Origin of the sequence: Gluconacetobacter takamatsuzukensis (assembly GCF_014174275.1) — a bacterium.
Taxonomy (GTDB): domain Bacteria; phylum Pseudomonadota; class Alphaproteobacteria; order Acetobacterales; family Acetobacteraceae; genus Gluconacetobacter; species Gluconacetobacter takamatsuzukensis.
Genome location: NZ_JABEQK010000009.1, coordinates 42,923 through 68,102 on the forward strand (window position 1 = coordinate 42,923; position 25,180 = coordinate 68,102).

A 25,180-nucleotide genomic window follows, 5' to 3' on the forward strand; every position below is an offset into this window, starting at 1 on the left:
GCGGCACGGACATGACCGCCCTGACCCTCAGCCTGCATCCCGCCATCGCCGAGATTCCGGCGACGGAGTGGGATGCCTGCGCCGGTCCCGACAATCCGTTCGTCAGCCACGCCTTTCTCTCGGCGCTGGAAGATAGCGGGTCGACGGGCCCGCGCACCGGCTGGCTGCCCCAGCATGCCGCCATCCGCGACGCCGCCGGCCGCCTGCTGGCAGCCGCCCCGATGTACGGCAAGTCGCATTCCTACGGCGAATATGTCTTCGACCAGTCCTGGGCCCGCGCGCTGGAGCAGGCGGGCGGCGACTATTATCCCAAATTGCAGGTCGCGGTGCCGTTCTCGCCGGTACCCGGCCCCCGCCTGCTGGTGCGCGACGACGTGGCGGACAGGCCGGCCCTGCGCCAGGCCTTGGCCGGCGCCCTCCGCCAGGCGGGCGACGAACTGAGCGTCTCCTCGGTCCACGTCACCTTCTGCACCGAGGACGAATACGCGCTGCTGGGCGAATCTGGCTGGCTGCAACGGCTGGGCGTCCAGTTCCACTGGGACAATGGCGGCTATGCCGATTTCGACGATTTCCTGGCCACCCTCGCCTCGCGCAAGCGCAAGGCCCTGAAGCGCGAACGCCGCGACGCCAACCAGTGCGGCCTCACCTTCCGCACCGTGCAGGGCCGCGCGATCACCCCCGACCTGTGGGCGCATTTCTACCGGTTCTACACCGCGACCGTCGACCGCAAATGGGGCAGCGCCTATCTCACGCCCGAATTCTTCCCCCTGCTGTCGGGCCGGCTGGGCGACCGGGTGGTGCTGATGCTGGCCGAACGCGACGGCACCCCCGTGGCGGGCGCGCTCAACCTGATGGGCACCGATACGCTCTACGGCCGCAACTGGGGCTGCGACGGCGACTATCCGTTCCTGCATTTCGAGCTGTGCTATTACCGCGCCATCGATTTCGCCATCGCCCACGGGCTGCGCCGGGTCGAAGCCGGGGCCCAGGGCCAGCACAAGATCCAGCGCGGCTACCGCCCCACCCCCACCTATTCCGCCCACTGGATCGCCCATGCCGGCCTGCGCCGCGCCGTGGCCGATTTCGTGGTCCATGAGCGCGAGGCCATGCTGCACGAAATGGCGGAACTGGATGCGCAGTCGCCGTATCGCGCGGAGTGAAGGCGCTTCTTTTTTTCAAAAAAGAACGCCTGACTCTCCCAAAATTAAGAAACAGGCAAGCAACCTGAACAAGAGTTTAGGCAACGCTTCCCGCCCCCGACGTGTTTGCAACGGGAGGCGGCGGTTGCCGGAGGGGAAACCGTTACCTGCCAGTCCACGATTTTCCGCAGGAGCCACCCTCATGTCCCAGACCATTCCACCCCAGAGCCAGGACCATCAACCGGGCATCGAGCGCCTGCTGGTCCCGCAGGCGGAACATATCCGCGCCGATTATCGCGGCAGCGGCAAATTGCAGGGCCGCCGGGCGCTGATCACCGGCGGCGACAGCGGCATCGGTCGCGCCGCCGCCCTGCATTTCGCGCGCGAAGGCGCGGATGTCGCCATTCTTTACCTGGAAGAAACCGAAGACGCGCAGGAAACGATCCGCCTGGTGGAAGCCGAAGGCGTAAAAGGCCTGGCCATCGCGGGCGACGTATCCGACAGCACGGTCTGCGACGACGCGGTCGCCCGCACCGTCGCCGCTTTCGGCGGGCTGGACATCGTGGTGAACAATGCCGGCGTCCAATATGTCAGCGAAGACCTGACCGACATCACCAACGCGGTCTGGCAGCGCCATATGGACGTGAACATCAACGGCTATTTCTACATCGTGCGCGCGGCCCTGCCCCACCTGGGCAAGGGCAGCGCCATCATCAACACCTCGTCGATCAACGCCTTCGCCGGCAACACATCCCTGGTCGCCTATTCCACCACCAAGGCGGCCGAAATGGGCTTCACCCGCGCACTGGCCCTGCAACTTGCCGAAAAGGAAATCCGGGTCAACGCCGTCGCCCCCGGCCCGGTCTGGACCCCGCTGCAACCCGCAAGCTGGGGACCGGTCGATCCGCAGGCAGTGGCCGACCTGGGCAAGAAAACGCCGCTGGGCCGGATCGGCCAGCCGAGCGAACTGGGGCCGGCCTATGTCTACCTGGCCTCGCAGGACGCGTCCTATGTCACGGGCCAGACCGTCCACGTCAATGGCGGCATGATCGTCAATGGCTGAACCGCTTCCCTCGCTGATGCTGCCGGCTTCGAGCTGGCTGCGCGCGGCCACCCATCGTCGCTGGCTCGATCTCCAGGGCCAGCGCCTGCTGGATTTCTCCAAACCGTCGCGGGTCGATGCGGGGTTCGCCCCCCTGGGCGACGATGGCCGGCTGGTACCGGGCAAACCGGCCGACACGATCCTGACGGCGCGGATGACCCACGTCTACGCGGTCGCATCCGGCCGCGGCCTCCCCGGATGCGCCCCCCTGGCGGCCCACGGCGTCGCCAGCCTGCTGGGCCCGCTGCGCGACCAGAAGCATGGCGGCTGGTTCGAAGGCGCCGAACAGGACGGCAAAAGGCCGGGGGGCGGCCGCAAGCAGGCCTACCTGCACGCCTTCGTGGCCCTCGCCGCCTCCTCGGCGGTCCGGCAGCACATCCCGGGCGCGGACGGCCTGCTGGACGACGCGCTCGCCATATGGGACCGATATTTCTGGAGCGAGGAAGAAGGCGTCTTCCGCGAGAGCTTCGCGGAAGACTGGACGGACGGGGAAGCCTATCGCGGCGCGAACGCGAACATGCACTCCGTGGAGGCCTGCATGGCGGTGGCCGACGTCACCGGCCGCCCGCTCTGGCGCCACCGCGCCCTCAGGATCGCCGAGCGCTTCATCCACACCTATGCCCGCAACGCCGCCTACGCGGTGCCCGAGCATTTCGCGCCCGACTGGACGATCCTGAAGGATTTCCACAAGGACAAACCCACCGATGACCTGCGCCCCTACGGCATGACCCCGGGCCATTTCGTCGAATGGTCGCACCTGATGCTGAAGCTGGAAGCCGCCCTGCTGCGCGAGAGCGGCACCGCGCCGTCATGGCTGCTGGAAGACGCTATCGGGCTTTTTCATCGGGGTATCGAGGCCGGCTGGGCGCGCGATGGTGCCCCGGGCCTGCTCTATACGGTCGACTGGTCCCTGGACCCGGTCGTGCACAACCGTCCCCACTGGTGCCAGGCGGAGGCCCTGACGGCCGCCGCCGCCCTGCTGAAACGCACGGGCCACGCGGTCTACGAACAATGGTACCGCACGATCTGGGACTATATCGACCTGCACATGATCGACCGCCGCCAGGGCGGCTGGGTGCAGGAACTGGACCGGAACAATCGTCCCTCTTCGGTGGTCTATGCGGGCAAGGCCGATCTCTACCACGCCTGGCAGGCCACCCTGACCCCGCTCCTGCCCCTCGCGCCCAGCTTCGCAACGGCGGTCGCGATCCTGGATGCTTGAAGCACGCGGCCGGGCCAGCCGGCCCGGCCGCATCGCGCGTCAGGCGGCAATCGCCTTGCGCAGGTTGGTGTCCAGCACCGCCAGGAACTCCTGGGTCGTCAGCCACTTGGCATCCGGCCCGATCAGCAGCGCCAGGTCCTTGGTCATCTGGCCAGCCTCGACCGTCTCGACGCAGACGCGTTCCAGCGTCTCGGCGAAATGGGTCACGTCGGGCGTGTCGTCGAACCGGCCGCGATAGGCCAGGCCACGTGTCCAGGCGAAGATCGAGGCAATCGGGTTGGTGCTGGTCGGCCGGCCTTTCTGGTGCTCGCGATAATGGCGCGTCACCGTGCCGTGCGCGGCCTCCGATTCCACCACGTCGCCGGTCGGGTTCAGCAGGACGGACGTCATCAGCCCCAGGCTGCCGAAGCCCTGCGCCACGATGTCGCTCTCCACGTCGCCGTCATAGTTCTTGCAGGCCCAGACATAGCCGCCGCTCCATTTCAGCGCCGAGGCCACCATGTCGTCGATCAGGCGATGCTCGTAGGTCAGGCCCAGCTTCTCGAAATCGGCCTTGAACTCGGCGTCGTAGATCTCCTGGAACACATCCTTGAACATGCCGTCATAGGCCTTCAGGATGGTGTTCTTGGTCGACAGGTAGACCGGCAGCTTGCGGTCGCGGCCATAGGTCAGCGACGCCCGGGCAAAGCCCTCGATCGAGGCGCGGGTATTGTGCATGCCCAGCGCCACGCCGGGGCCCTTGAAATCATGCACGTCCAGCGTCACCGGCGCGCTGCCGTCGGCGGGCGTATAGGTCAGCGTCACCTTGCCCGCACCCGGGATCTTGGTCTCGGCGGCGCGATAGATGTCGCCATAGGCATGGCGGCCGATGACGATCGGCTGCGTCCAGTGCGGCACCAGGCGCGGCACGTTGGAGCAGATGATCGGCTCGCGGAAGATCGTGCCGTCCAGGATGTTGCGGATCGTGCCGTTGGGCGAGCGCCACATCTTCTTCAGCCCGAACTCGGTCACGCGGGCCTCGTCGGGGGTGATCGTCGCGCACTTGACGCCGACCCGGTATTTCTTGATCGCCTCGGCGGCCTCGACGGTCACCTGGTCGTCGGTGGCATCGCGATGCTCGATTCCAAGGTCGTAATATTTCAGGTCGATATCGAGATACGGGAGAATCAGCTTCTCCTTGATGAAGCTCCAGATGATCCGCGTCATCTCATCGCCGTCGAGTTCGACGACCGGTTCCTTCACCTTGATCTTGGCCATACGGCTTGTCCTCTTGGTTCTTCCTGCCTACGGGGGCAAAATATTCCCGGGGGCCGGAGGAACCCTGGCGGTCCCCGGCCTGCCCCCGCCCTGTCATGGCCGCGCACTGCGCAGGCCGCGCGATCCGGGCCCAATGTCATACCGGCCCGCATCGGGGCTGCCTAGCAGTCCTCGCAACTCTGTTATGACGATCGCGACATTCTACTTGAGAATGATTATCATTTTAATATAATGGACCCCACACCCAGCCGATGGAGTCCCGGATGCAGCGCCACCTCTCGACCGGTTCCACCCTCATTTCAGCCCTGCTGGCCCACGACCGGCCCGGCCGGGCCCATCCTGGCCGCAATCACGCCGACCCGGCCCCCTTCGGCTTCCCCCGGCCCCCCGCACCCCGGGGCGAGGCCCCCGGCGGCCGCAGGGGATCACGATCGGGTCATCCCCTGGGCGCGCTGATCCAGATCATAGCGCAGGGCCATGCCGACATGATGGAGTAGCCGCGCAATCCCGACCCATGCGCCGGAGACCCCGATCATGCACGCGATGATACTGGACGCCCCGCACACCGACCTGCGCTGGGCAGAGCTGCCGGACCGCCAGCCCGGTCCCGGCCAGATCCGGGTACGGGTCTGCGCCTGCGGCGTCTGCCGCACCGACTTGCATGTGGTGGACGGCGACCTGCCCTTCCCCGGCCACCCGGTCATCCCGGGGCACGAGATCGTGGGCCGCATCGACGCGCTGGGCGAAGGGGTGCAGGGCCTGCAACTGGGCCAGCGGGTCGGCATCCCCTGGCTGGGCCATACCTGCGGCACCTGCCGCTACTGCCACAGCGGCCACGAAAATCTCTGCGACCACCCGCTCTTCACCGGCTACACGCGCGATGGCGGCTATGCCACCGCCGCGATCGCCGACGCGCAATACGCCTTTCCGCTGGGCGAGGAAGGCGACGATGTCGCGCTGGCCCCCCTGCTCTGCGCGGGCCTGATCGGCTGGCGGTCGCTGGTGATGGCGGGCGAGGACGCCCGGACGCTGGGCCTGTACGGTTTCGGCGCCGCCGCCCACATCATCGCCCAGGTCGCCATCTGGCAGGGCCGCAAAATCTACGGCTTCACCCGCCCGGGCGACCGCAAGACGCAGGATTTCGCGCGCGGCCTGGGCGCGACCTGGGCCGGCGGATCGGACGAACCCCCGCCCGAGCCCCTCGATGCCGCCATCATCTTCGCACCGGTGGGCGCACTGGTCCCCGCCGCCCTGCGCGCGGTGCGCAAGGGCGGCCGTGTGGTCTGCGCCGGCATCCACATGAGCGAGATCCCGGCCTTCTCATACGATCTGCTGTGGGAGGAACGGCAACTGGTCTCGGTCGCCAACCTGACGCGCCAGGACGGGATCGACTTCCTGTCGCTGGCCCCCAAGGTCGGCATCCGCACCAGCACGACGCGCTATCCGCTGCGCGACGCCAACCGCGCGCTGGCCGATTTGCGCGCCGGCCGGTTCGAGGGCGCGGCCGTCCTGGTGCCCTGATTCCACGGGGGCCGCCGCACCCTCATTCCGGCGACAGGCGACCGTCCCCTGCCCGGCGCAGGGCAGGCCCCTGCGGCGCGATGGTGCTTTCGCTCTGGTATTTTCGGCCGCGATTCTTTATGGAGCGCGATCCCGCCATCGTGCCCTCGCCTGTCTCGCGCCACGTCGCGACGTGGCCTCTTCTGTCCGGATGATCCGCCCCATGCCTTTTCCCGAAACCCATCCCGCCCTTCGGCGCGCCCTCGACGCGCGCGGCTATGACGAACCCACGCCGGTCCAGCAGGCCGTGCTGGATGTCGCGGCCGACGGCCGGGACCTGCTGGTGTCGGCCCAGACCGGATCGGGCAAGACGGTCGCCTTCGGGCTGGCCATGGCCGACACGCTACTGGGCGGTGCGGAACGGTTCGGACCGGCCGGCGCCCCCATGGCCGTCATCGTCGCCCCCACGCGCGAACTGGCCATGCAGGTCCAGCGCGAACTGACATGGCTGTACGCACCGGCGGGCGGGCGCATCGTCTCGTGCATCGGCGGCATGGATGCGCGGCGCGAGGCACGGGCACTGGAAATCGGCGCCCATATCGTCGTCGGCACCCCCGGCCGCCTGTGCGACCATCAGAGCCGCGGGCGCCTGGTCCTGTCCGAACTGCGCGTCGTGGTGCTCGACGAAGCCGACGAAATGCTGGACCTGGGCTTCCGTGACGAGCTGGAGCAGCTGCTGGACGCCATGCCCGCCACGCGCCGCACGCTCCTGTTCTCGGCCACCATCGCCAAGGAAATCGCCTCCCTCGCGCGCCGCTACCAGCGCGACGCGCTGCGCATCGACACGCTGTCGGGCGCCCGCCAGCATGCCGACATCACCTACCGCGCCGTGCTGACCGACCCGCGCGAGATCATCCCGGCGGTGGTCAACATCCTGCGCTATACCGACAGCCCCACCTCCATGGTGTTCTGCGCCACGCGTGAGCTGGTGCGCCACATGCAGGGCGCGCTGCTGGAGCGCGGCTTCGCCTCGGTCGCCCTGTCGGGCGAACTGGGCCAGAACGAGCGCACCCGCGCCATCGACAGCCTGCGCACCGGCCAGGCCAGCGTCTGCGTCGCGACCGACGTGGCGGCACGCGGCATCGACATCCCGGCCCTCGCCCTGGTGGTGCATGCCAGCCTGCCGACCGACAGCGCCACCCTGCTGCACCGTTCGGGCCGCACCGGCCGCGCCGGCCGCAAGGGCGTCTGCGCCCTGGTCGTGCCGGTCTCGATGCGCCGCCGCGCCGAGCGGCTGCTGGCCATGGCCAAGGTCACAGCGGAATGGACTCCCGTCCCCACCGCCGACGCCATCCGCGCCCAGGATTTCGAACGGCTGCTGACCGACCAGAGCCTGACCGAAGCCGCCGCCCCGGGCGACGAGGAACAGGTCGCCCGCCTCGCCGCCGACCGCACGCCCGAACAGCTTGCCACGGCACTGCTGCAGATGTACCGCGCCCGCCTGCCGGACCCGGAAGACATCCGCCCCCTGCGCGTCGACGCCCCCCGCCCGGTGCGCGAGGGCGAACCCGCCAACCGGCGCGAGCGCCCGGCCCGTGACGAGCAGGGCCCGCGCGGCGACGGCGTGTGGTTCTCCATGAGCGTCGGCCGGCAGGACAAGGCCGACCCGAAATGGCTGGTGCCGCTGATCTGCCGCCTGGGCGGCGTCCGCAAGAACGAGATCGGCTCGATCCGCATCGCCGGCGACCACACGCTGTTCGAAATCGCCACGACCTCGGCCGAGCGCTTCAGCGCCTGCGTCGCCGCCACCGATTCCGACGAAGTCCAGATCAGCCCCGCACAGGCTCCGGCCGGCGGTGGCGGCGGTGGCCGGGGCGGCGATCGCGGCCCCGGCGCCCCGCGTGGACGCAGCCCCGGCCGCGGCGCACCCTCCGGCGCCCCCCGGCGCCGCCCGGCCGCCGGCCCGTCCTCGTCGCGCAAGCGCGGCGCATAAGGCAGACACCTGCCCAACCCCGCCCGGATCACCCGATCCGGGCGGGAGCCCGGAATTTCTTCCCTACGCCACCGACTCCACGATTTTCGGCCGATCCGCCACAATGCGGGGCGCCTGAACCGCCGCCGGCCTGCCCGACGACGCGCCATTGTCGAAGACGTCGCCAAGGGTAAAGCGCGACACCGTCGCCTCCATGCGCTGCGTCTCCTGCACCAGGCTCAGCGAGGCCGCCGTCACCTCTTCCCCCATGGCGGCATTCTTCTGGGTCGAGGCATCGATCTCCCGCACATTATCGGCAATCTGCCGAACTTCCGCGGCCTGCCCCCGCACGGAGTCCACGATCGCGCCAAGGTGGCGGGTAATGCCGTCCATGACCTCCGACACCTGCCCCAGCGACCCGTCGGCCGCCCCGACCAGCCCGACCCCCTGGTCGATATACTGGACCGCCTCGCGGATCTTCTGCCGGATATCCTGGGCCTGTTCGGTCGATCGCGTCGCCAGGTTGCGGATTTCCGCGGCCACCACGGCAAAGCCGCGCCCGGAGTCGCCCGCCCGCGCCGCCTCGACCCCGGCATTCAGCGACAGCAGGTTGGTCTGCAACGCGATATCGTCGATCACCCCGATGATCGTCTCCATATCGTTGGACGATGTCTTGATGAAGGCCATCGTTTCCGTGACCTTGTCCATCGCCTGGATCGTGGAGCGCATCGACGTGCCGACCGTCTCGACCAGCGTCCCGGCCTCTCCCGCCGCCCGCGAGGCCTCGCGGGTCCCCTCGGAGAATTTGGCGATCCCGGACGACACGCCGCCGACATCCCGCGCCTGCCCCTCGGTCCGGCCCGCCAGATCGCCAACGGCGAACGAGATCTCGGCCGACGCCGAGGAAACGGCCTGGATACTCTGCCGCACCTCGTTGAACGCCACGGCCAGTTGCGCGATGGAGGCGTTGAAGACCCGGGTCAGGCCCGCATAATCGGGCGACAGGTCCCGCTCGATCCGCACCAGCAGGTTCCCGCGTGCGACCTCGGACAGCGCCCGGTCCAGCTCGGCGATGACGGCCGCCGTCTCGCTTTCCTTCCGGCGGATCTGCTCCATGCTGGCTTCCAGGCTGGCGCTCAGTTCAAGCTGGTGCGCATGAGCATCTTCCGCCTGCTGCTTGCGCCGCTCCGCCTCGACACGGCGCTGGTCGGCATCCTTCGACAGCGCCTCGGACACCTTGAACGCCCGGCGCAGCGAAGCCGCCAGCCAGACCAGCGCCACCGTTTCCACGATCAGGATCACCGCGTGCAGCACCAGGCGGAACATGTCGCAACCGCCGGGATAGAGCATGTCGGGCCAGTAGAAATTCAGCCCAATATGCTGCACCGCGACCATCAGCGCGGCCAGCACGATGGCATAGCAGTCACAGGTCGCCGCGACGAAGGCCAATGCGGCGAAATAGCCCATATGCACATCGACCTGGAGCTTGTTGCCCGCCAGCAGCGCAATGACGGCCGAGATGTTCGACACGATGCCAAGGCTGGCCGCCGACGAAACCCACGGCAGCGCGGCCCCGCCGAGCATCAGGCCCAGCCCCAGCGCATTCAGGCCGATACTGGCCAGAAACCAGCCATAGCCCCCGAAACCGGAGGCACACATTGCCCCCACGATCAGGGCCAGAATGGCATCCAGGGTCAGGAGAAAGAAGAGGGCCCGCTTCGTAATGGCTTCGAACGACATGTCATTCCCGCATTGTATCACCGGGAATGGCGCACTCCCGACCGGCCCGACGGCACATGGGCACCATCACTTTCAATCCCGTCACCGGGCCTGTCATCGCCGAAAACCACAATCCACCAATGCGAAAATCTCTTTCGTCCTCTTGGGGAAACTGCGCCACAGTCACCTATTTATCGTTTGGTTGGTGCGCCGCGCACAGCACACCCCGCACAGGATGCGCCCGCGGCCCGAACGGCTACGATATCGGGCCTGCCGCGCCGGATCGGCGGCACGGCAGGCCCGATTTTTCAAACAGCGTCCTACAGGCCGCCCGTCAGCATGCCGGCGGCATTCGTGCGGGTCTGCTGGCCCAGGGCATTCAGGCCGTTCCGTTCGGTCGTGCCGGCGGCGCGCACGCGGTCCATCTGGGTCTGCGGCGTGTTGCGCACGGCATCGATCGTATCGCGGCCGGACTGCACCCGCTGCTGCACGCCCTTCGTCACCCCATCGCGATAGGCGCGGCCCCGGCCTGCCAGGCAGTCTTCGCGCTGGGCCAGGCGGCCGGCCACATCCCATCCCGGAGCCTTGGACTGGGTGCCGGACTGGGCGCAGGCATCGTCGGCCGCGCGGGCCGCCGGCATGGCAAGGGACAGGCCGCCCGCCAGAACGGTCATGGGCAGGGCGAGGGCAAGCAGGGATTTGCAGATCGTCATCGATCGATTCTCATGTTCTGTGTCAACAGGGCACGGAACCATGCCGTGATGGCGGGAATAGGTCCATCGTATGGCAGAACCGGGCCAGCCGCATGGGTCCGCTCCGCCGCGCGGCGGCACCGCGATTTGATCCCGGAACACCCTCTCATATATTCATGTCACGCATAGATAACCGCCATCGGGACGCAGGGGGGCAGGGACGGCATGAATGTGATCGCGGATTTCGGAGTGTTCGTGGCGATCCCGTGGCTGGTCTGGCGCCTGCTGGGGCGGACGATCCCGATCGCGGTCCTGCCGATCGTCATGGGGATCCTGATCGCCGTCACAGGCTGGCCCGTCGACCGGCTGGGCGTACCCTCCGCCACCGGCGACATGGTCGGCTGGGTGGCGGTGCTGATCCTGGCCTTCACCGCCGGGCTGGAAATGTGGCAGCACCCCGGCGAGGACCCGTCGACCGCGATGCCGCCAACCTCCCTGCCCCGCCTGCTGGGCAGCGCGTTCGTCGCCCTGGCCGTTCCGTTCGGCCTCGGCACGCTGCTGGTCCATGCGGTGCTGATGCCGCAGCCGGACTGGCAGGCGCCGGACGGACAGGAATGGATCGGCGCCATGGCGATCGGCCTGTGCATCGCCGTCAGCGCCCTCCCGGTCCTGATCGGCATCGTCCGCGAACTCGCCCCCGCCGAGCGCGGCGTCGCGCAACTGGCCCTGCGCCTGGCGGTGGTGGACGACATGGCGCTGTGGACCGGCCTGGCGGTGCTGCAATTCGCGGCCAGGGGCACCTCGGCCCTGCATGGATGGAGCCACCTCCAGCTCCTGGCGGTCCTGCTGCTCGGCGCGATGGTGGCGGCCGGCGGCTGGGCCACCCGCCGGTTCCCTGCCCCGCCCCTGTGGCTGATCTGGGCGGTACTGCCCGTATGGCTGGCGGCCGGATCGTGGGCCAGCATGCAGCTGGGCCTGCACGAACTGATCGGCGCCTATGCCGCCGGCGCGCTGATGCCCCCGCGCTGGGTGCGCCGCCTGCCGGTCGAACAGGTGGGCAGCCTGGCGCTGGTCTGGCTGGCCCCCCTCTTCTTCGGCCATAGCGGCATGCATATCGACGGCCGCGCCCTGACCTTCCCCTCCGTTCTCGCATCCCTGCTGCTGGTGGGCGTGTCGATCGCCAGCAAGCTGGGCGCGGTCTGGTTGTATCCACCGGCCCCAGGCCTGCGCGGCCGGCGGGCCCTGGCCGCCGGCGCCCTGCTGCAATGCAAGGGGTTGATGGAAATCGTCGCCGCCACCATCCTGCACCAGCGCGGCATGGTCTCGAACTTCGCCTTTGCCTCGCTCATGCTGCTGGCCGTGATCTCGACGGTGCTGACCGGCCCGATGTTCCGCCTGTTCGGCAGCGGCCGCGAAACAAGGATTGCCCGATGAGCCTCGAGTCCGTCCGTATCTTCCTCACCGAACGCGCGCCCGAACTGGATATTCTCGAACTGGACCAGCCGACCGCGACGGTGGCCGAGGCCGCCGCCGCCCACGGTACCGATCCGGCCCAGATCGCCAAGACCCTGTCCCTGCGACTGGGCGAGCAGGTGGTGCTGGTGGTCACGGCCGGCACCGCCCGGCTCGACAACCGCAAGACCCGGGACGCGTTCGGCCACAAGCCGCGCATGCTCGACCGTGCAGAGGTCGAATCCCTGACCGGCCATCCGGTGGGCGGCGTCTGCCCCTTCGGGCTGGCCTCCCCGCTGCCCGTCTATTGCGACATGTCGCTGCGCGCCTTCGACACGGTCATTCCCGCCGCCGGCGCGATCAACAGCTCCGTGCGCCTGTCGCCCGACCGGCTGGCCGAACTGACCGGGGCCGTCTGGGTCGATGTCTGCCAGGCCCCCGCCTGACTCCCTCCCGCAACGCGCGGCAGCCGGCGCGTCAGCCGTGGCGGATCGCGACGTGCGGCGGCGGCGGCAGTTCCACCGCCGGCGCGGGCTGAAGCTGCACGGGCGGCGCCGGCGGCGCGGCCCCGACCGGCGGAGCCGTCTTGACCACCGCCACCGGAATGGCGGTGTAGCGCGGCTTCGGCGGCGCCTTGGGGTGCCGCGACAGGGTCACGAACAGCACGCCATAGGCCACCGCCAGCACGACCAGCACCCCAAGCTTGAGCTTTTTCGGGTTCGGCAGCCGGGGCAGGACGGATGACGGGGCGGAACGCAGGCGCATGGCGGGGACGATATTCCTGAACGGACGGGCACGGCACGGGGCCGGCAGGGCCCCGACCATACACAAGACCGGCGCCCCCTGCCACGGGCGCCACAGCCCTCATCCCGTCACGGCCCTTACCCCGGCGGGGACGCCCCCAGACCCGCACTGAAACGGCGCGGATTCACGCCGCCCCGGCCTTCCGTGCAGGCAGCCCCGATCCCGCGGACGAACCGGTCCTGAATTGCCCGACCAGCCGCGCCAACCCATCCGCCTCGCTCGCCAGACTGTGGCTGACCGCGCTGGATTGCTCCACCATCGCCGCGTTCTGCTGCGTCGCCCGATCCATCTGGTTGACCGCCATATTCACCTGCCCCAGCCCCGATGCCTGCTCCTGGGCCGAGACGGTGATCTCCTCGACCAGCGTGTTCAGGCGGCTCACATGGCTCGCGATCTGCTCCAGCGCTCCCCCGGCATCGTTCACCAGCCTGACGCCGCTCTGCACATGCGTGCCGGACACAGTGATCAGGTCCTTGACCTTCTTCGCCGCCTCGGTGGACCGCTGCGCCAGCGTGCGCACCTCGGTCGCGACGATCCCGAACCCCCGGCCGGCCTCCCCGGCCCGCGCCGCCTCCACGCTCGCATTCAGCGCCAATATGTTGGTATGCCGGGCAATTTCCTCGATCATCCCGGCAATCTCGCCGATCTGCCCGGCCGATATCTCGATCGCACTCATGGCGTCGACAGCATTGCGCACCACCGCGCCCGACGATTGCGCTTCGGTCGTCGCCGCCCGCACCGCCTCGCGGGCCTCCGTCGCGGCGGCGGCGCTGCTGCGTACCGCCGCGGTAATCTGGTCGAGTGCGGCCGATGTCTGCTCCAGCCCCGCCGCCGTCTGCTCCGAACGCCGCGCCAGATCCTGCGACGCCTGGCTGATTTCCCCCGCGCTGGCCCGCACATTGCCCGTATTGGCCGCAATCGACCGCATGGTGGCCTGCAACCGGTCCATGGTCCGGTTGAAATCGGTCCGCAGCTTTTCGTACCCCTCGCCGAACGGCGTCTGCAACCGGAAGACCAGGTCACCCCCCGCCAGGTTTTCGAGCCCCGACGCCAATGCGTCGACAATCCCGGCCAGCTGGCGGGCGGCCGCGTCGCGCTCTTCCTGCTGGCGCCTGCGCTCGGCCTCCTGGCTCTGGCGCATGGCCTCCGTCTCGACCTCCAGGCGCCGCCTTTCGATCGCACCGTCCTTGAAGGCCTGCACCGCATCGGCCATCTGGCCGACTTCGTCGCGGCGGCCGACGGCGGGAATGACGATGGTGACATCCCCCCCGGCCAGCCGCCCCATCGCCGCCGTCATGGCCACCACCGGCCCCCCGATCGACCGCGTCAGCAACCAGCCGACCCCGAGCGCGATCAGGACACTGAGCGTACACCCCACCACCAGCAGGATGCCGGCCGCCTTCATCGCGGCGGCCTGCGCCCGGCCGCGCACCGCGATCAGCGCGGCCTGCGCATCGGTCACACCCTTCACGATAGCCCGGACCTGGGTCAGCCGCCCGGCGGTGGCCAGGTCGGCGCGTGCCTGCGCCACGGTCTCGGGGCGACCGGCCAGCGCGACCAGCCGGTTTTCCTGGCGCCTGATATCGGCCGCCTGATCTTTCAGCCCGGCCACCACCGATTGCATGCCCGCCCCCGGGTCCAGGCGCGAGAGCCGGCCGGCCGCCGCTTCGAAAGCGTCTTCGAACCCCTGGATTCTCGGGAGGAAACTGTCGTTATCGGTGGCGACATAGCCACGGACGGCATTCTGCTTCTCGACCAGGGCCGAAAGCGCATCGTTCGCCGCGGCCAGGATCGCGTGGCTGGTGCCGTTGGCACGCGTGGCGGCCTGCTCCGAGGCCAGGCCCCAGTAGAGCGACCCCGCCATGCCCAGAACGACCATGACGATAATACCAAAGGCGACAACCAGCTTGTTGACGATCCGGAGATTGTCCAACTGCGTATTCTTTCTACAAAAATTGGGGATGGGAAGGATATTTTAAACTTCGCGCCCGGATAAGCGTCCTGTGTCCTCCCGAAGCCGGGAATTCATCAGGGGGGGTCTGGCGCCGCGCCGGTATAGCCGGATCCGGGACCATAAAACCTGCAGAATCCTCATATCTCGTCGTCACTATCCCAGGAGCCCCGCCGACGTGCCGTGCCGTCCCCAGCACCTCATCCATGCCTGCCCGATCCTGCTGCTTCTGGCGGGCCACCCCGCCAGGGCGACCGAACCGCCGCAAACCGCCGACCTGCTGCTCGAGGCCCCCTATCGCCGGGCCTATGTCGTCATGCAGCGCTTCCCCGACTGGGTCAGTCGCGGACAGGCCATATCGACACCCGTTACAAGGGTCGCCACCGGCGGCCATACCTACCTGCTGGGCCATCTGTGCAAGCCCCACGATTGCGGCAACAACCAGCTCGACATCGTCTTCGCCGCCGAAGGGCACGCCGCCTGGGGGTTGCTGCACACCCGGCCCGACGACCGGCACCCGTTCCTGCAAAGCTGGCTGGGCAATCCCGACGAGGAAATCCAGGCCCTCCTGCTGCGGAACCATGCCGCCCACAACCCGCCGGACCCCTGAGGGCCCGGCCCGGGCGCATGGGCCTGCCGCGCCCGGCGCCCTTTCGCCCACCGGCACTTCCTGCCATAGTCCCGCCGATCCCGCGGCGCCGCCGCCAGACCGGCCCGGCGTCCCCCGGGGAAAGCACGGGATCGCCGTCGAGCAGCGCGCGTCGCGTCCCCGGGGCCTCGCACCAGTGGAATGCCCAGTGTGACGATCACCCATCCCGGCCGGCTTGCCGCCCTGTTCCTGTCCGGCGTCCTCGCCGCCTCCCCCGCCTTCGCCCAGGACGACGAGGAAATTGCCCCCTCCTCCACCACGCTCGAACTCCAGAAACTGGTGGCGGTCCTGCAAAGCAACCCCAACGCCACCAGCCAGGACTGCGTCGACGCGCTGACCGAACTGCACAAGACCCAGGACATGCTGGAAGCCGAACAGAAGCGGACCAACGACCCCGATGTGGGCGTGGCGCGCGACGTGCTGGAAACCGATTTCGAAACCGCGGTCCAGTCCTGCCGCCCCGACGCGACGGCGATCTGCGACAAGGGCGGCAACGACCCCAAGCTGGCCCGCGCCTGCATGGCACTGAGCCAGTCCGGCGCCGGCCCGAACTGATAGCGTACCCGCGCGGGAAGGGCCCCAGGCCCTTCCCCCGATCGTTCAAAGGCTCAGGCCCGCCCGCCGCCCCGCAGGGCATCCAGCCGCGCCAGCCCATCCGCGCTGCCCAGCACGGCGGCCTTTTCCGTCCGCCCCAGCCGCGTCACAGCGCTGTCGGCGTCGGGGCTCTCCGCCAGCTTCAGCAACCCGACCAGCAGGTCGGCATTGATCGGGTCGCCCGGCCGGCGCGCGGGCGGCAGCATCGCGCGATGCGCCGCCATCAGCGCCGGGTCGGCCAGCAGCAGATGAATCGCCTCGCCCCCCTCGGCCGCCGGCCGGGCGGCATTGGCGGCGGCCGCGCGGCGCAGGATGTCCGGCGGCGACGTCTCCTCGGGGATCAGCAGCAGCCCGGCACGCAGCAGGGCCTGCCCGGCATCCCGGCTGCCGGTCGCGGCCGCCAGAGGAATGGCGAAGACCAGCCCCAGCAGCACCGGCGTCATCCACAGGAACAGCGGAATCGACACGCTCCACGCGCACCCGCCCAGGACCAGGCCGAATAGCATATAGACCCAGTAGGCCCGCACCGTGTCCATGAACGGCACCGCGCCATCGTCGCGCCGCTGCGCATTCCAGCCCGAATCCCGGCCCAGCAGGATCGACAGCACGCCCGAGGTCTGAATCAGCATCGCCACCGGCGCGACCAGCCCGCCGATCAGCGTCTCGACCAGCACCGACAGCGCCGCCCGCACCGCCCCGCCGCAGCCCCGGCGCGTGGCGGGGTCGAACAGCAGCGCGACATAGGCCAGAAGCTTGGGCGCCAGCAGAATCCCCATGGTGCCGATAAACACGAATTTCGCCTGCTGCGGATCGACATGCGGCCAGTTCGGATACAGCGATTTGGTATCCCCGAAATATTCCGGCTTCTCGAAGCGCGACTGCAACGAGATCAGGATACCCGCAAGCAGGAACAGCAGCCACATCGGCGACGTGACGTAGGAGCCGATGCCCATCAGCATGTGCATCCGGCTGACCCAGTTCAGCCCCCGCGTCCCCACCACCTTGGCATGCTGCAGGTTGCCCTGGCACCAGCGCCGGTCGCGGATCGCGATATCGGTCAGCGAGGGCGGGCTTTCCTCGTACGAACCGGCCAGCCCCGGCACCATGTGGATGGCCCACCCCCCCCGCCGCATCAGCGCCGCCTCGACGAAATCGTGGCTGAGGATATGCCCGCCGAACGGCTTGCGCCCCGGCAGATGCGGCAGCCCCGCCTGCTCGGCGAAGGCCCGGGTGCGGATCACCGCATTATGTCCCCAGTAATTGCCCTCCGCGCCATGCCACCAGGCAATGCCATGGGCAATCAGCGGACCATAGACCCGCCCCGCGAATTGCTGCATCCGCGCGAACAGCGTGGTACCGTTGACGATCTCCGGCAGGGTCTGGATCAGCCCCACGCCCGGATTGCGCTCCATCGCGGCCACGATGCGCACCACCGTCCCGCCCGCCATCAGGCTGTCGGCATCCAGCGTCACCATCTGGGCATAGGCCCCGCCGAAACGGCGCACCCATTCGGCGATATTGCCGGCCTTGCGCTCGGTATTCACCGGCCGCCGGCGATAGAAGATGCGCCCGTCGCCGCCCGTCGCGGCCCGCAGGGCCAGGAACGCGGCCTCCTCCTCGACCCACACATCCGGATTGGTGGTGTCGGAGAGGATGAAGAAGTCGAACGAATCCAGCCGCCCCGTCGCCGCCATGCTGTCGTACATGGCGCGCAGCCCGGCCATCACCCGGCCCGGGCTTTCATTATAGGTCGGCATCAGCAGGGCGGTCCGCGTCGACAGGGTCGGCAATTCCCCGTCCCGCGCAATCCCCAGCCCCAACCCGCCATGCCGCAGCAGCGACGCAAACCCGCCCAGGGAGGACGTAAAGGCCAGCGCGATCCACTGGAACAGCAGCACGAACAGCACCAGCACGATCACGCCCAGCACCGAATAGCCCATCGAGTTCAGCACCCGATTCATCGCATAGGCGCCATAGGCGGTCAGCAGCGTGGCCGAGCCGATCACCGCCAGTCGCCGCAGCGGCATCAGCGCGGGCTCCGTCACCGGCACGCGCGGCCGGCCATGCGTCAGGGGCGCGGCCGACAGCGATTGCGTCGCCATGTCCATGGGCGATTCGCCGGGCAGGGCGCGAAACGCGCCCCCCGCGCCCAGTTCGGCGCGCTGGCCTAGGGTGTCCATCGATAGGTCCATTGTTCGGAGACCGGTCCGGCATCATTGGCCAGCGCACAGGTCAGTTCGGCGATCTTGGCATCGCCGGGCGCGAATTCGAAGGTCGTGCGCCAGCCATGAATGGCCGGATCGGGCTCGACCACGACATTGCGGATCGTCCCGGCCGAACTGCTGGGCACCAGATGGAATTTCGCATCCGCAGGCAGGTTGTCGAACGGCGCGCCACTGAAATCGATGGCGAAGAACCGCGCGGCCGGATCGTCGGTCACGGCACCGACACGCGTGGCGGCAATCCGCGCCAGCCGGGTCGGCCAGGGCGTATCCCACCCCCAGTACATACGGTAGGTAAAGGCATATTCCTTCCCCGCCGCCAGCCCGCCGCCCGGGCGCCAGAACGAGACGATATTGTCGTTCACCTCGTTGGGCGTCGGAATTTCCACCAGGTCGACCGCCCCGGGCCCCCAGTCGCCGATGGGCTCGATCCACAGCGACGGGCGCTTTTCGTAATTCAGCGCCAGATCCTCGAAATCGGCGAAGGCCCGCTTGCGCTGCATCAGGCCGAACCCGCGCATCGCATTGTCCGAGAACGCCGAGAATTGCAGGTCGCGCGGATTGCGCAGCGGCCGCCACAATTGCTGGCCGCTGCCGGTCCAGATCGACAGCGCCTCGCTGTCATGCGCGGCCGGGCGCCAGTCGTCGACATGATTGCGGTCGTTGGCGTCGAAATAGAACATGCCCGTCAGCGGCGCGATGCCCGGCTCGTCGATCTTGGTGCGCGGATAGATGTAGGACTGGACATCGAACACGGTCATGTCGCCCGGCCGGATGGTAAAGCTGAACGCCCCGGCGACCGAGGGACTGTCCAGCAGCGCATGCACCACCACCGAATCCACGCCCGCCTGCGGCTTCTCCAGCCAGAAGGCACGGAACAGCGCGAATTCCTCGCCCTTCGGATTCCCCGTCCCGTCGGCGAAGCCCCGCGCCGACAGGCCGTAATTCTGCCCCTTGGCCACCGCGCGGAAATAGGACGCGCCGAGGAAGACGCAGAATTCCTCCATCACCCCCGGCGTATTGATCGCATAGCGCAGCCGCAGCCCGGCAAACCCCACATTGTCCGCGACCTTCAGCTTCGGGTCGCCATAGGTGAACAGGTCGGCATGATAGGGCACCGGCGCCGACTTGCCGTCCGCGACCTCATAGATCTCGATGCGGGGACGGTACAGAAAGCCGCGCGGAAAGAATTCCACGTCGAAGGCCAGGTTCTGCCCGTGCCACAGCGCCTGGTCCTCGCGATAGGCGATCGAGCGATACTGGTCGAAATTCAGCTGGTCGATCGCCGACGGCAGCGTCTGGTCGGGCGCGCGATAGGCACGGCGCGACAATTGTTCGGCGATCCGCCGCACCGTACCGGCGTCGAAGGGACCGGTCGGCGACGGGGCACCCGGCACATCGGCATGGGCGGCGCGCGCGCCGGCCCCCAGCATCGACAGCAGGGACACACCCGCTCCGGTCTTCACGAGATCGCGTCTTAACATCCTTGCTCCCCGAACGCCGCACCCGGCGGCGTCATCCATCCATGGTCCGTCACCGGCACAGGGCACCGGCGGGTTGCGTTCCAGCGCCACGGGCGCCCTCCAGCCATACAGGCAATCCGTTAATCATGACAAAGGCCTGTGGCCATATTGCGGCGCGCCGTTACAATTCCCAAACGCGAAAATCGCCCGCGCGGCGCAATGCCAGCCCTCAGCGCGGCGCGAGGCGCGCGGCCAGCTCCCGCAGGGCCGGCAGGGCCGCCTGCGCCGCCCGCTCCTCGACCTCGCGGTACAGGCGCAGGATCTCCGCCCCCGCCGGCGACAGCTCGGCCCCCCCGCCCCCACCCGGGCGGGTGGCGACCACCGGTTCCACAAAGGCCGCATTCATCGCCTCGACCAGCAGCCAGGCCCGCCGGTAGGACATGCCCATCGCCCGCGCGGCGCCGGAAATCGAGCCACTGGCCCCGATGGCCTCCAGCAGGCGGATCTTGCCATGCCCCAGCAGCGGCTCGTCATGCGCGTCGATCCGCACCGTCAGACGCGTCTCCTCCATCCGGCACACTCTCCCCGCTCCCGGTCCCGCCGGCCCTGTCCGCCGGCGCGCCGCATGCTATGCTGGAGTTCTCGCCCGCCTGTCGAGAGCGTTTTTGCCCCCCATGCCGACCGCCGCCCCCCTGCCCGATCCTCGCCCGCCCCACTGGCGCGCCATGTACGCCCACGACCTGCCCGCCGTGCTCGACATCGCGGCGCGGGTCCACCCCGCCTATCCCGAGGGCGAGGCAGTCTTCGCCGAACGGCTTGCCCTCAGCCCCGCCGGCTGCCTGGTCCTGAACGACGGCGCGGGGCTACAGGGCTATGTCCTCAGCCATCCCTGGCGCACCGCCGCCCCCCCGGCGCTCGATTGCGCGCTGGGCGCCCTGCCGGCGCGGCCGGATTGCTGGTACCTGCACGATATCGCACTGCTTCCCGCCGCCCGGGGCCGGGGCGCCCCCGCCGCCGCGCTGGCGATACTGGCCGCCCACGCGGCCGGTGCCGGCCTGTCGCGGATCGCCCTGATCGCCACCGGCATCGCCGGAGCCTACTGGCTGCGCGCGGGCTTCACCCCGCTCGACCAGCCCGAAGCCGCCCCGATCCTCGCCAGCTACGATCCCAGGGCCCGGCTGATGATCCGCGCGGTGCAACCGGCCTGACTCTCCTTCAGTCCGGCAGTCCACCGCATTGCATCAGCGCGGCCCGCACGCCAATGTCGCGAATGGCCTCGCGGGCAGCGACGACGGCATCGGTCAGAGCGCGACCCTGCACATCGCGCCAGCCATCGAAGGCCGGCAGCGCCAGCGCCGCATGCAGGTCCCCCGCACCGGCCAGATCCAGCTGCGCCGCGTCCAGCGTCGGCTCGGCGGGCGTGTACGTCCCGCCCGTCTCGTCCACCCCGCGCAACGCCTCCAGATAGGCGGCAATGCCGAACGCGATCCGCCGCAGGTCGCCCCCGTCGGACAGCACGCGCCGCACCGTCTCGGTCCAGAAAACCTGGATCTTGGACGACCCATCCCCCCCGATCCGCAGCAACTGGTCCGCCATCGCGGGGTTGGAAAAGCGCCGCAATATGCTGCGCCGGTACTCCTGCGGGTCCAGTCCGGGCGGCGCCTCCAGGCGCGGAATCACGTCCAGCTCCAGATACGCATCGACAAACCGCGCCAGGTCCGGGTCGCGCAACGCCTCGTCCACCTGCCGATAACCCAGCAGAATGCCAGGGAACGCCAGCAGGATATGCGACGCGTTCAGCATCCGCACCTTCACCTGCTCGTAGCCGGTCACATCGTCGACAAACTGGACCCCGGCCAGCTCCAGGGCCGGCCGGCCGGCACAGAACCGGTCCTCCACCACCCACTGGCAAAAATCCTCGGCCACCAGCGGCAGCCCATCGTCCAGCCCGCTGGCGTCGTTCAGCGCCCGGGCGATCGTCGCGTCGACCGAGGGCGTGATGCGATCGACCATGCCGTTGGGAAAGGTGACATGCGCCTCGATCCACGCCGCCAGTTCCGGATCGCGCGCCCGGGCAAACCCCAGGAACGCGGTCCGCGCCACATCGCCATTATGGCGCAGATTGTCGCAGGACAGCACGGTAAACGGCCCCACCCCGGCAGCCCGGCGCCGGGCCAGCGCCTCGACGACATAGCCGAAAATCGTCGCCGGCAGGGCGCCCCCGGCCAGGTCGGCCCGCACGGCGGCGGTATCCAGCCGGAATTCCCCCGTCCGCTCGTCGATACTGTAGCCGCCCTCGGTAATCGTCATGCTCACGATGCGCACCGCCGGGTCGGCCAGCAGGTCCAGCACCGCCCGCGGGTCGGCGGGCGCCAGCAGATAGGCACGCAGCGCACCGATCACCCGCACCGTGCGCCCACCGTCCGGCGCCGCCTCGGTCAGGGAATAGAGGCAATCCTGCGCCGTGAACTCCGCGGCCTTGCGCTCGGACCGCGCACCCGCCGTCAGCCCGACCCCGGCAATCCCCCACCCCTGCTGCCCCGCCCCCGCCAGGCAGCGATCGACATAGAAGGCCTCGTGGGCACGAAAGAAATTCCCGACCCCGAAATGCACGATGCCGGACCCGATGGCGGCCGGGTCGTAGCGGGGGCCTGACACACCCGCCGGCAGGGATGCGAGGCTCGTCCGGTTCAGCATGGCGCCTGTCCTCCGCTCTTGTTTTCCTCTGCATATGGCGGCGCCGTCCCGTCAGACCAGACCGCCTGCACCGCGCGTTCCAGATCCTCGTGCAGCATCCCCAGCGTGAACTGCATGGGCGGGCTCCAGTACGCACCCGGCGGATGCAGCACCGCCAGCACGCTCGCCGCATCCTCGCGCGCGATCCGCCGGCGACCGCGCGCGGCGCGCGCGCACCGCCGCGAAAGCTGCGACAGCACGCGCGCCAGCGCCCGCCGCTCGGTATCCAGCGCGGCATCCACGGTCGGCAGTTCCCCCGCCTCGGTCGCCGCCCGGGCGGCGAAGACCGCGCTGCCGCGCAGGCGCCGCAGCAGGCCGGGCAGCACATCCAGCAGCGGGTCGGGCCGCCGGCGCAGCGCCCGCAGCCCCTCCACCCGGGTCTCGGCCACCGCGCCGTAGATTTCCTGCAGATGGGTGCGGCAGGCCTCGTCGATCGTCTCGATCGCATCATGGTCCAGCTCGCCGCGCAGCGCCCGGTCCAGCAGGTCCGCAATGTCGGCGATCAACCGGCCCGAGGCCGTCAGCACATCCCCCCGCGCCGCATCGTGCAGCACGAACATCGTGACCACCAGCGAGGTCACGACCCCGATCAGGATCGAGACGATCCTGTCCAGCGGCCGCAGGAACGGGTCGCCGCTGATGGGAAACAGCAGCACGATCATCAGCGTCACGGCGGCAAAGCGCAGGTTCGGCCGCGCCGCCGCCAGCAGCGCCAGCGGCGTCAGCACCAGCCAGAAGGCCAGCCAGCCCGGCAGCATCCCGGTCTGCACCAGCAGGATCGCGAACAGCCCCGCCCCCGCGCCCACCAGCGTGCCCACGATCTGGTCCCGCCCGGTGGTCAGGGTCTGGGTAATGCGGCTCTGCGTGACGATCACCGACGTGATCACCGACCAGACCGGCTCGTGCAGATGCACCGCCCGCGCCAGCAGGTCCGACAGCAGGACCGACACCAGCAGCCGCGCCGCCTGGCGGATCTCGGCCCCCCGGGGCTCCAGCACCCGGCGGATCGCTCCCCAGCGCGCGGGCGGCGGCGCGGGCGGCGCATCCGCCGCCTTCAAGGCCTCATGGTCCATGGTTCGGCGATGGCGTTATTTGGCGTCGTCCGCCAGTTGCAGCGGCACCCAGCGCAGGCCGTCGCCATTCTGCACCAGCAGCAGGATCGACCGCCGGTGCTTCGCCCGCGCGGCCTCCACCAGCCGCCGCAGGTCGGCGGGGGTCGCAACCTCCGCCTGCTGCACCTGGGTGATCACGTCGCCGGGGCGCAGGCCGTGATCCGCCGCCGACCCGTCCTGGGCCACGCTGGTCACGACCACGCCCTTCTGCCCCTCGACCAGGTTGAATTTCTGGCGGGCCACATCGTCGATCGCCCCCACGGTCAGGCCCAGCCCCTGAAGCTGCACGCTGCCCTGCGCCTTGGCATCGGGCTTGGGCGCCGGGGCCTCCTTGGGGTCCTCGGGCAACGCGCCGACCGTGACCGAGGCCGTTACCGCCTGGCCATGCCGCCAGACGCCCAGCTTCACCACCTGCCCGGGCGCGGTATCGGCCATCAGGCGCGGCAGGGCACGACCGTCGATCTCCTTGCCGTTCAGGGTCTGGATCACGTCGCCGACCTGCAACTTGGCGGCCGCCGCCGGCCCCTTGGCCTCGACGCCGGCAATCAGCGCGCCATGGGCCGCCTTCAGCCCCAGCCCGTCGGCAATGTCCTGCGTCACGTCCTGGATGCGCACGCCGATCCACCCGCGCGACACCTTTCCGGTCCGGCGCAGCTGGTCGATGATCCCCCGCGCCTCGGCCGAAGGGATCGAGAACCCGATCCCGATCGACCCGCCCGAGGGCGAGTAGATCGCGGTATTGATCCCGATCACCTGCCCCTGCATGTCGAACAGCGGCCCGCCTGAATTGCCCTTGTTGATCGGCGCATCGGTCTGGATGAAATCGTCGTACGGCCCCTGCTCGATATTGCGTCCGCGCGACGAGATGATGCCCGCCGTCACCGTGCCCGACAGGCCGAACGGGTTGCCGATCGCCAGCACCCAGTCGCCGACCCGCGCATGGTCGCTGTCGCCGAAGGCCACGGCCGGCAGCGGATGGGGCGTCTCCACCTTCAGCACCGCCAGGTCGGTCCGGTCGTCATGGCCCAGCACCTTGGCCTTGAGCACGGTATTGTCCTGCAACGTCACCGTGATCTGGTCCGCATGTCGGATGACATGGTTGTTGGTGACGACGATCCCCGAGGCATCGATGATAAAGCCCGATCCCAGGGCCTGCATCTTGCGCGGCGCGGCCTCGGGGCCGTTCTGGTGGCTCATGAAATCATGGAAGAATTTCTCGAAGGGCGAGCCTTCGGGAAAATTCGGGATCTGCGGCGCGTCCTCGCCGTCGCCGTCCTGCTCCCCGTCATCGTCCCCCGGCTTGACCGTCTCGGTGGTCGAGACATTGACCACCGCCGGCAGCAGCCGCGCCGCCAGGTCGGCAAAACTGTCGGGCGTGCCCCGCCCCGGCGCGGGCAGGCGGATCGCCGGCGCGGCATCGGCCTGCGGCGGCGCCGGCGGGGGCGCCACCATCGCGGGCTGGGCCCACGCGGCACCCGCCGCGCTCAGGGACAGGGAAACCGCCAGCCCGACGGCGGCGAACGGACGGTGGGAAACCGGAACAGGCAGGGACATCGGGTAAAGCGCTTCCAGCAGTCAGATCGTCGTGACCCGC

The 25,180-nt window shown here is 69.3% G+C and carries 22 protein-coding genes; 11 read left to right on the plus strand and 11 right to left on the minus strand.

All coding sequences use genetic code 11. The annotated features are described in order from the left end of the window. Positions 1-11 precede the first annotated feature (11 nt). The 3 genes from HLH27_RS12175 (at position 12) to HLH27_RS12185 (ending at position 3,463) form a co-directional block, all read left to right on the plus strand. Entirely contained in the window at positions 12-1,160 is a 1,149-nt protein-coding gene (locus HLH27_RS12175) for a GNAT family N-acetyltransferase (RefSeq protein WP_182950311.1), read from the plus strand. A 181-nt stretch (positions 1,161-1,341) separates the two neighbouring features. After that, positions 1,342-2,202, plus strand: coding sequence for a glucose 1-dehydrogenase (locus tag HLH27_RS12180; RefSeq protein ID WP_182950312.1), 861 nt, complete (start codon positions 1,342-1,344; stop codon positions 2,200-2,202). After that, positions 2,195-3,463, plus strand: a complete 1,269-nt coding sequence (locus HLH27_RS12185) for an AGE family epimerase/isomerase (protein ID WP_182950313.1) — start codon at positions 2,195-2,197, stop codon at positions 3,461-3,463. Before HLH27_RS12180 ends, HLH27_RS12185 begins: the two co-directional genes overlap by 8 nt. Positions 3,464-3,502: 39 nt before the next feature. Here the strand turns inward: HLH27_RS12185 and HLH27_RS12190 are convergent, their stop codons facing one another. Further along, positions 3,503-4,720, minus strand: coding sequence for an NADP-dependent isocitrate dehydrogenase (locus HLH27_RS12190; RefSeq protein WP_182950314.1), 1,218 nt, complete (start codon positions 4,718-4,720; stop codon positions 3,503-3,505). A gap of 263 nt (positions 4,721-4,983) precedes the next feature. Between HLH27_RS12190 and HLH27_RS12195 the strand changes: the two genes are divergently transcribed. The 3 genes from HLH27_RS12195 (at position 4,984) to HLH27_RS12205 (ending at position 8,213) form a co-directional block, all read left to right on the plus strand. Next, the gene (locus HLH27_RS12195) at positions 4,984-5,217 is read left to right on the plus strand and encodes a hypothetical protein (protein ID WP_182950315.1); all 234 of its coding nucleotides are present in this window, start codon (positions 4,984-4,986) and stop codon (positions 5,215-5,217) included. 37 nt (positions 5,218-5,254) lie between these two features. After that, positions 5,255-6,241, plus strand: a complete 987-nt coding sequence (locus tag HLH27_RS12200) for a zinc-dependent alcohol dehydrogenase family protein (protein WP_182950316.1) — start codon at positions 5,255-5,257, stop codon at positions 6,239-6,241. A 202-nt stretch (positions 6,242-6,443) separates the two neighbouring features. Then, positions 6,444-8,213: a DEAD/DEAH box helicase gene (locus tag HLH27_RS12205; RefSeq protein ID WP_182950317.1), complete on the plus strand. Its 1,770-nt coding sequence runs from the start codon at positions 6,444-6,446 to the stop codon at positions 8,211-8,213. Between the two features lie 63 nt (positions 8,214-8,276). Here HLH27_RS12205 and HLH27_RS12210 read toward each other — a convergent pair whose 3' ends face one another. After that, positions 8,277-9,932, minus strand: a complete 1,656-nt coding sequence (locus HLH27_RS12210; protein ID WP_182950318.1) for a methyl-accepting chemotaxis protein — start codon at positions 9,930-9,932, stop codon at positions 8,277-8,279. A gap of 299 nt (positions 9,933-10,231) precedes the next feature. Next, positions 10,232-10,624 (minus strand): hypothetical protein, encoded by a 393-nt coding sequence (locus tag HLH27_RS12215; protein WP_182950319.1) that lies wholly within the window; start codon positions 10,622-10,624, stop codon positions 10,232-10,234. A 204-nt stretch (positions 10,625-10,828) separates the two neighbouring features. Between HLH27_RS12215 and HLH27_RS12220 the strand changes: the two genes are divergently transcribed. Together HLH27_RS12220 and HLH27_RS12225 are read left to right on the plus strand one after the other, a co-directional pair. After that, on the plus strand, positions 10,829-12,037 hold the full coding sequence (locus HLH27_RS12220; RefSeq protein WP_182950320.1) for a cation:proton antiporter: 1,209 nt from the start codon (positions 10,829-10,831) through the stop codon (positions 12,035-12,037). After that, complete coding sequence (locus HLH27_RS12225) at positions 12,034-12,501, plus strand: YbaK/EbsC family protein (RefSeq protein WP_182950321.1); 468 nt, start codon at positions 12,034-12,036, stop codon at positions 12,499-12,501. The genes HLH27_RS12220 and HLH27_RS12225 overlap by 4 nt, the downstream gene beginning before the upstream one ends. A gap of 31 nt (positions 12,502-12,532) precedes the next feature. Here HLH27_RS12225 and HLH27_RS12230 read toward each other — a convergent pair whose 3' ends face one another. Further along, positions 12,533-12,820: a hypothetical protein gene (locus HLH27_RS12230; protein ID WP_182950425.1), complete on the minus strand. Its 288-nt coding sequence runs from the start codon at positions 12,818-12,820 to the stop codon at positions 12,533-12,535. Positions 12,821-12,983: 163 nt separating this feature from the next. Next, positions 12,984-14,792: a methyl-accepting chemotaxis protein gene (locus HLH27_RS12235; protein ID WP_182950322.1), complete on the minus strand. Its 1,809-nt coding sequence runs from the start codon at positions 14,790-14,792 to the stop codon at positions 12,984-12,986. 196 nt (positions 14,793-14,988) lie between these two features. Here HLH27_RS12235 and HLH27_RS12240 point away from each other — a divergent pair, with 196 nt between their 5' ends. Together HLH27_RS12240 and HLH27_RS12245 are read left to right on the plus strand one after the other, a co-directional pair. After that, a complete protein-coding gene (locus HLH27_RS12240) occupies positions 14,989-15,420 on the plus strand; it encodes an Ivy family c-type lysozyme inhibitor (protein WP_338029895.1) in 432 nt (143 codons plus the stop codon). Positions 15,421-15,609: 189 nt separating this feature from the next. Continuing rightward, entirely contained in the window at positions 15,610-16,014 is a 405-nt protein-coding gene (locus HLH27_RS12245; RefSeq protein WP_182950323.1) for a hypothetical protein, read from the plus strand. A gap of 53 nt (positions 16,015-16,067) precedes the next feature. Here the strand turns inward: HLH27_RS12245 and mdoH are convergent, their stop codons facing one another. From mdoH to HLH27_RS12260, 3 genes are all read right to left on the minus strand, one after another. Further along, entirely contained in the window at positions 16,068-18,233 is a 2,166-nt protein-coding gene (gene mdoH, locus HLH27_RS12250) for a glucans biosynthesis glucosyltransferase MdoH (protein ID WP_182950324.1), read from the minus strand. Then, positions 18,221-19,759, minus strand: coding sequence for a glucan biosynthesis protein (locus HLH27_RS12255; protein WP_182950325.1), 1,539 nt, complete (start codon positions 19,757-19,759; stop codon positions 18,221-18,223). Before HLH27_RS12255 ends, mdoH begins: the two co-directional genes overlap by 13 nt. 208 nt (positions 19,760-19,967) lie before the next feature. Then, on the minus strand, positions 19,968-20,309 hold the full coding sequence (locus HLH27_RS12260) for a winged helix-turn-helix domain-containing protein (RefSeq protein ID WP_182950326.1): 342 nt from the start codon (positions 20,307-20,309) through the stop codon (positions 19,968-19,970). Positions 20,310-20,412: 103 nt separating this feature from the next. On the opposite strand from HLH27_RS12260, the gene HLH27_RS12265 reads away from it, so the two are divergent. Next, positions 20,413-20,946, plus strand: coding sequence for a GNAT family N-acetyltransferase (locus HLH27_RS12265; RefSeq protein ID WP_182950327.1), 534 nt, complete (start codon positions 20,413-20,415; stop codon positions 20,944-20,946). A 7-nt stretch (positions 20,947-20,953) separates the two neighbouring features. On the opposite strand, the gene HLH27_RS12270 is transcribed toward HLH27_RS12265, so the two are convergent. From HLH27_RS12270 to HLH27_RS12280, 3 genes are read right to left on the minus strand one after another with little or no spacing between them, the layout of a single operon-like run. Next, positions 20,954-22,435: a mannitol dehydrogenase family protein gene (locus HLH27_RS12270; protein WP_182950328.1), complete on the minus strand. Its 1,482-nt coding sequence runs from the start codon at positions 22,433-22,435 to the stop codon at positions 20,954-20,956. Then, entirely contained in the window at positions 22,429-23,532 is a 1,104-nt protein-coding gene (locus HLH27_RS12275) for an FUSC family protein (protein ID WP_246375848.1), read from the minus strand. Before HLH27_RS12275 ends, HLH27_RS12270 begins: the two co-directional genes overlap by 7 nt. 30 nt (positions 23,533-23,562) lie before the next feature. Beyond that, entirely contained in the window at positions 23,563-25,140 is a 1,578-nt protein-coding gene (locus HLH27_RS12280; protein WP_182950330.1) for a DegQ family serine endoprotease, read from the minus strand. Positions 25,141-25,180: the final 40 nt, after the last annotated feature.

Excerpts from the sequence above, each read along its gene's own strand:
- HLH27_RS12175 (WP_182950311.1), top strand. The coding sequence starts at position 12 with ATGACCGCCCTGACCCTCAGCCTGCATCCCGCCATCGCCGAGATTCCG.
- HLH27_RS12180 (WP_182950312.1), top strand. The coding sequence starts at position 1,342 with ATGTCCCAGACCATTCCACCCCAGAGCCAGGACCATCAACCGGGCATC.
- HLH27_RS12185 (WP_182950313.1), top strand. The coding sequence starts at position 2,195 with ATGGCTGAACCGCTTCCCTCGCTGATGCTGCCGGCTTCGAGCTGGCTG.
- HLH27_RS12190 (WP_182950314.1), bottom strand. The coding sequence starts at position 4,720 with ATGGCCAAGATCAAGGTGAAGGAACCGGTCGTCGAACTCGACGGCGAT.
- HLH27_RS12195 (WP_182950315.1), top strand. The coding sequence starts at position 4,984 with ATGCAGCGCCACCTCTCGACCGGTTCCACCCTCATTTCAGCCCTGCTG.
- HLH27_RS12200 (WP_182950316.1), top strand. The coding sequence starts at position 5,255 with ATGCACGCGATGATACTGGACGCCCCGCACACCGACCTGCGCTGGGCA.
- HLH27_RS12205 (WP_182950317.1), top strand. The coding sequence starts at position 6,444 with ATGCCTTTTCCCGAAACCCATCCCGCCCTTCGGCGCGCCCTCGACGCG.
- HLH27_RS12210 (WP_182950318.1), bottom strand. The coding sequence starts at position 9,932 with ATGTCGTTCGAAGCCATTACGAAGCGGGCCCTCTTCTTTCTCCTGACC.
- HLH27_RS12215 (WP_182950319.1), bottom strand. The coding sequence starts at position 10,624 with ATGACGATCTGCAAATCCCTGCTTGCCCTCGCCCTGCCCATGACCGTT.
- HLH27_RS12220 (WP_182950320.1), top strand. The coding sequence starts at position 10,829 with ATGAATGTGATCGCGGATTTCGGAGTGTTCGTGGCGATCCCGTGGCTG.
- HLH27_RS12225 (WP_182950321.1), top strand. The coding sequence starts at position 12,034 with ATGAGCCTCGAGTCCGTCCGTATCTTCCTCACCGAACGCGCGCCCGAA.
- HLH27_RS12230 (WP_182950425.1), bottom strand. The coding sequence starts at position 12,820 with ATGCGCCTGCGTTCCGCCCCGTCATCCGTCCTGCCCCGGCTGCCGAAC.
- mdoH (WP_182950324.1), bottom strand. The coding sequence starts at position 18,233 with ATGGACACCCTAGGCCAGCGCGCCGAACTGGGCGCGGGGGGCGCGTTT.
- HLH27_RS12255 (WP_182950325.1), bottom strand. The coding sequence starts at position 19,759 with ATGTTAAGACGCGATCTCGTGAAGACCGGAGCGGGTGTGTCCCTGCTG.
- HLH27_RS12260 (WP_182950326.1), bottom strand. The coding sequence starts at position 20,309 with ATGGAGGAGACGCGTCTGACGGTGCGGATCGACGCGCATGACGAGCCG.
- HLH27_RS12265 (WP_182950327.1), top strand. The coding sequence starts at position 20,413 with ATGCCGACCGCCGCCCCCCTGCCCGATCCTCGCCCGCCCCACTGGCGC.
- HLH27_RS12270 (WP_182950328.1), bottom strand. The coding sequence starts at position 22,435 with ATGCTGAACCGGACGAGCCTCGCATCCCTGCCGGCGGGTGTGTCAGGC.
- HLH27_RS12280 (WP_182950330.1), bottom strand. The coding sequence starts at position 25,140 with ATGTCCCTGCCTGTTCCGGTTTCCCACCGTCCGTTCGCCGCCGTCGGG.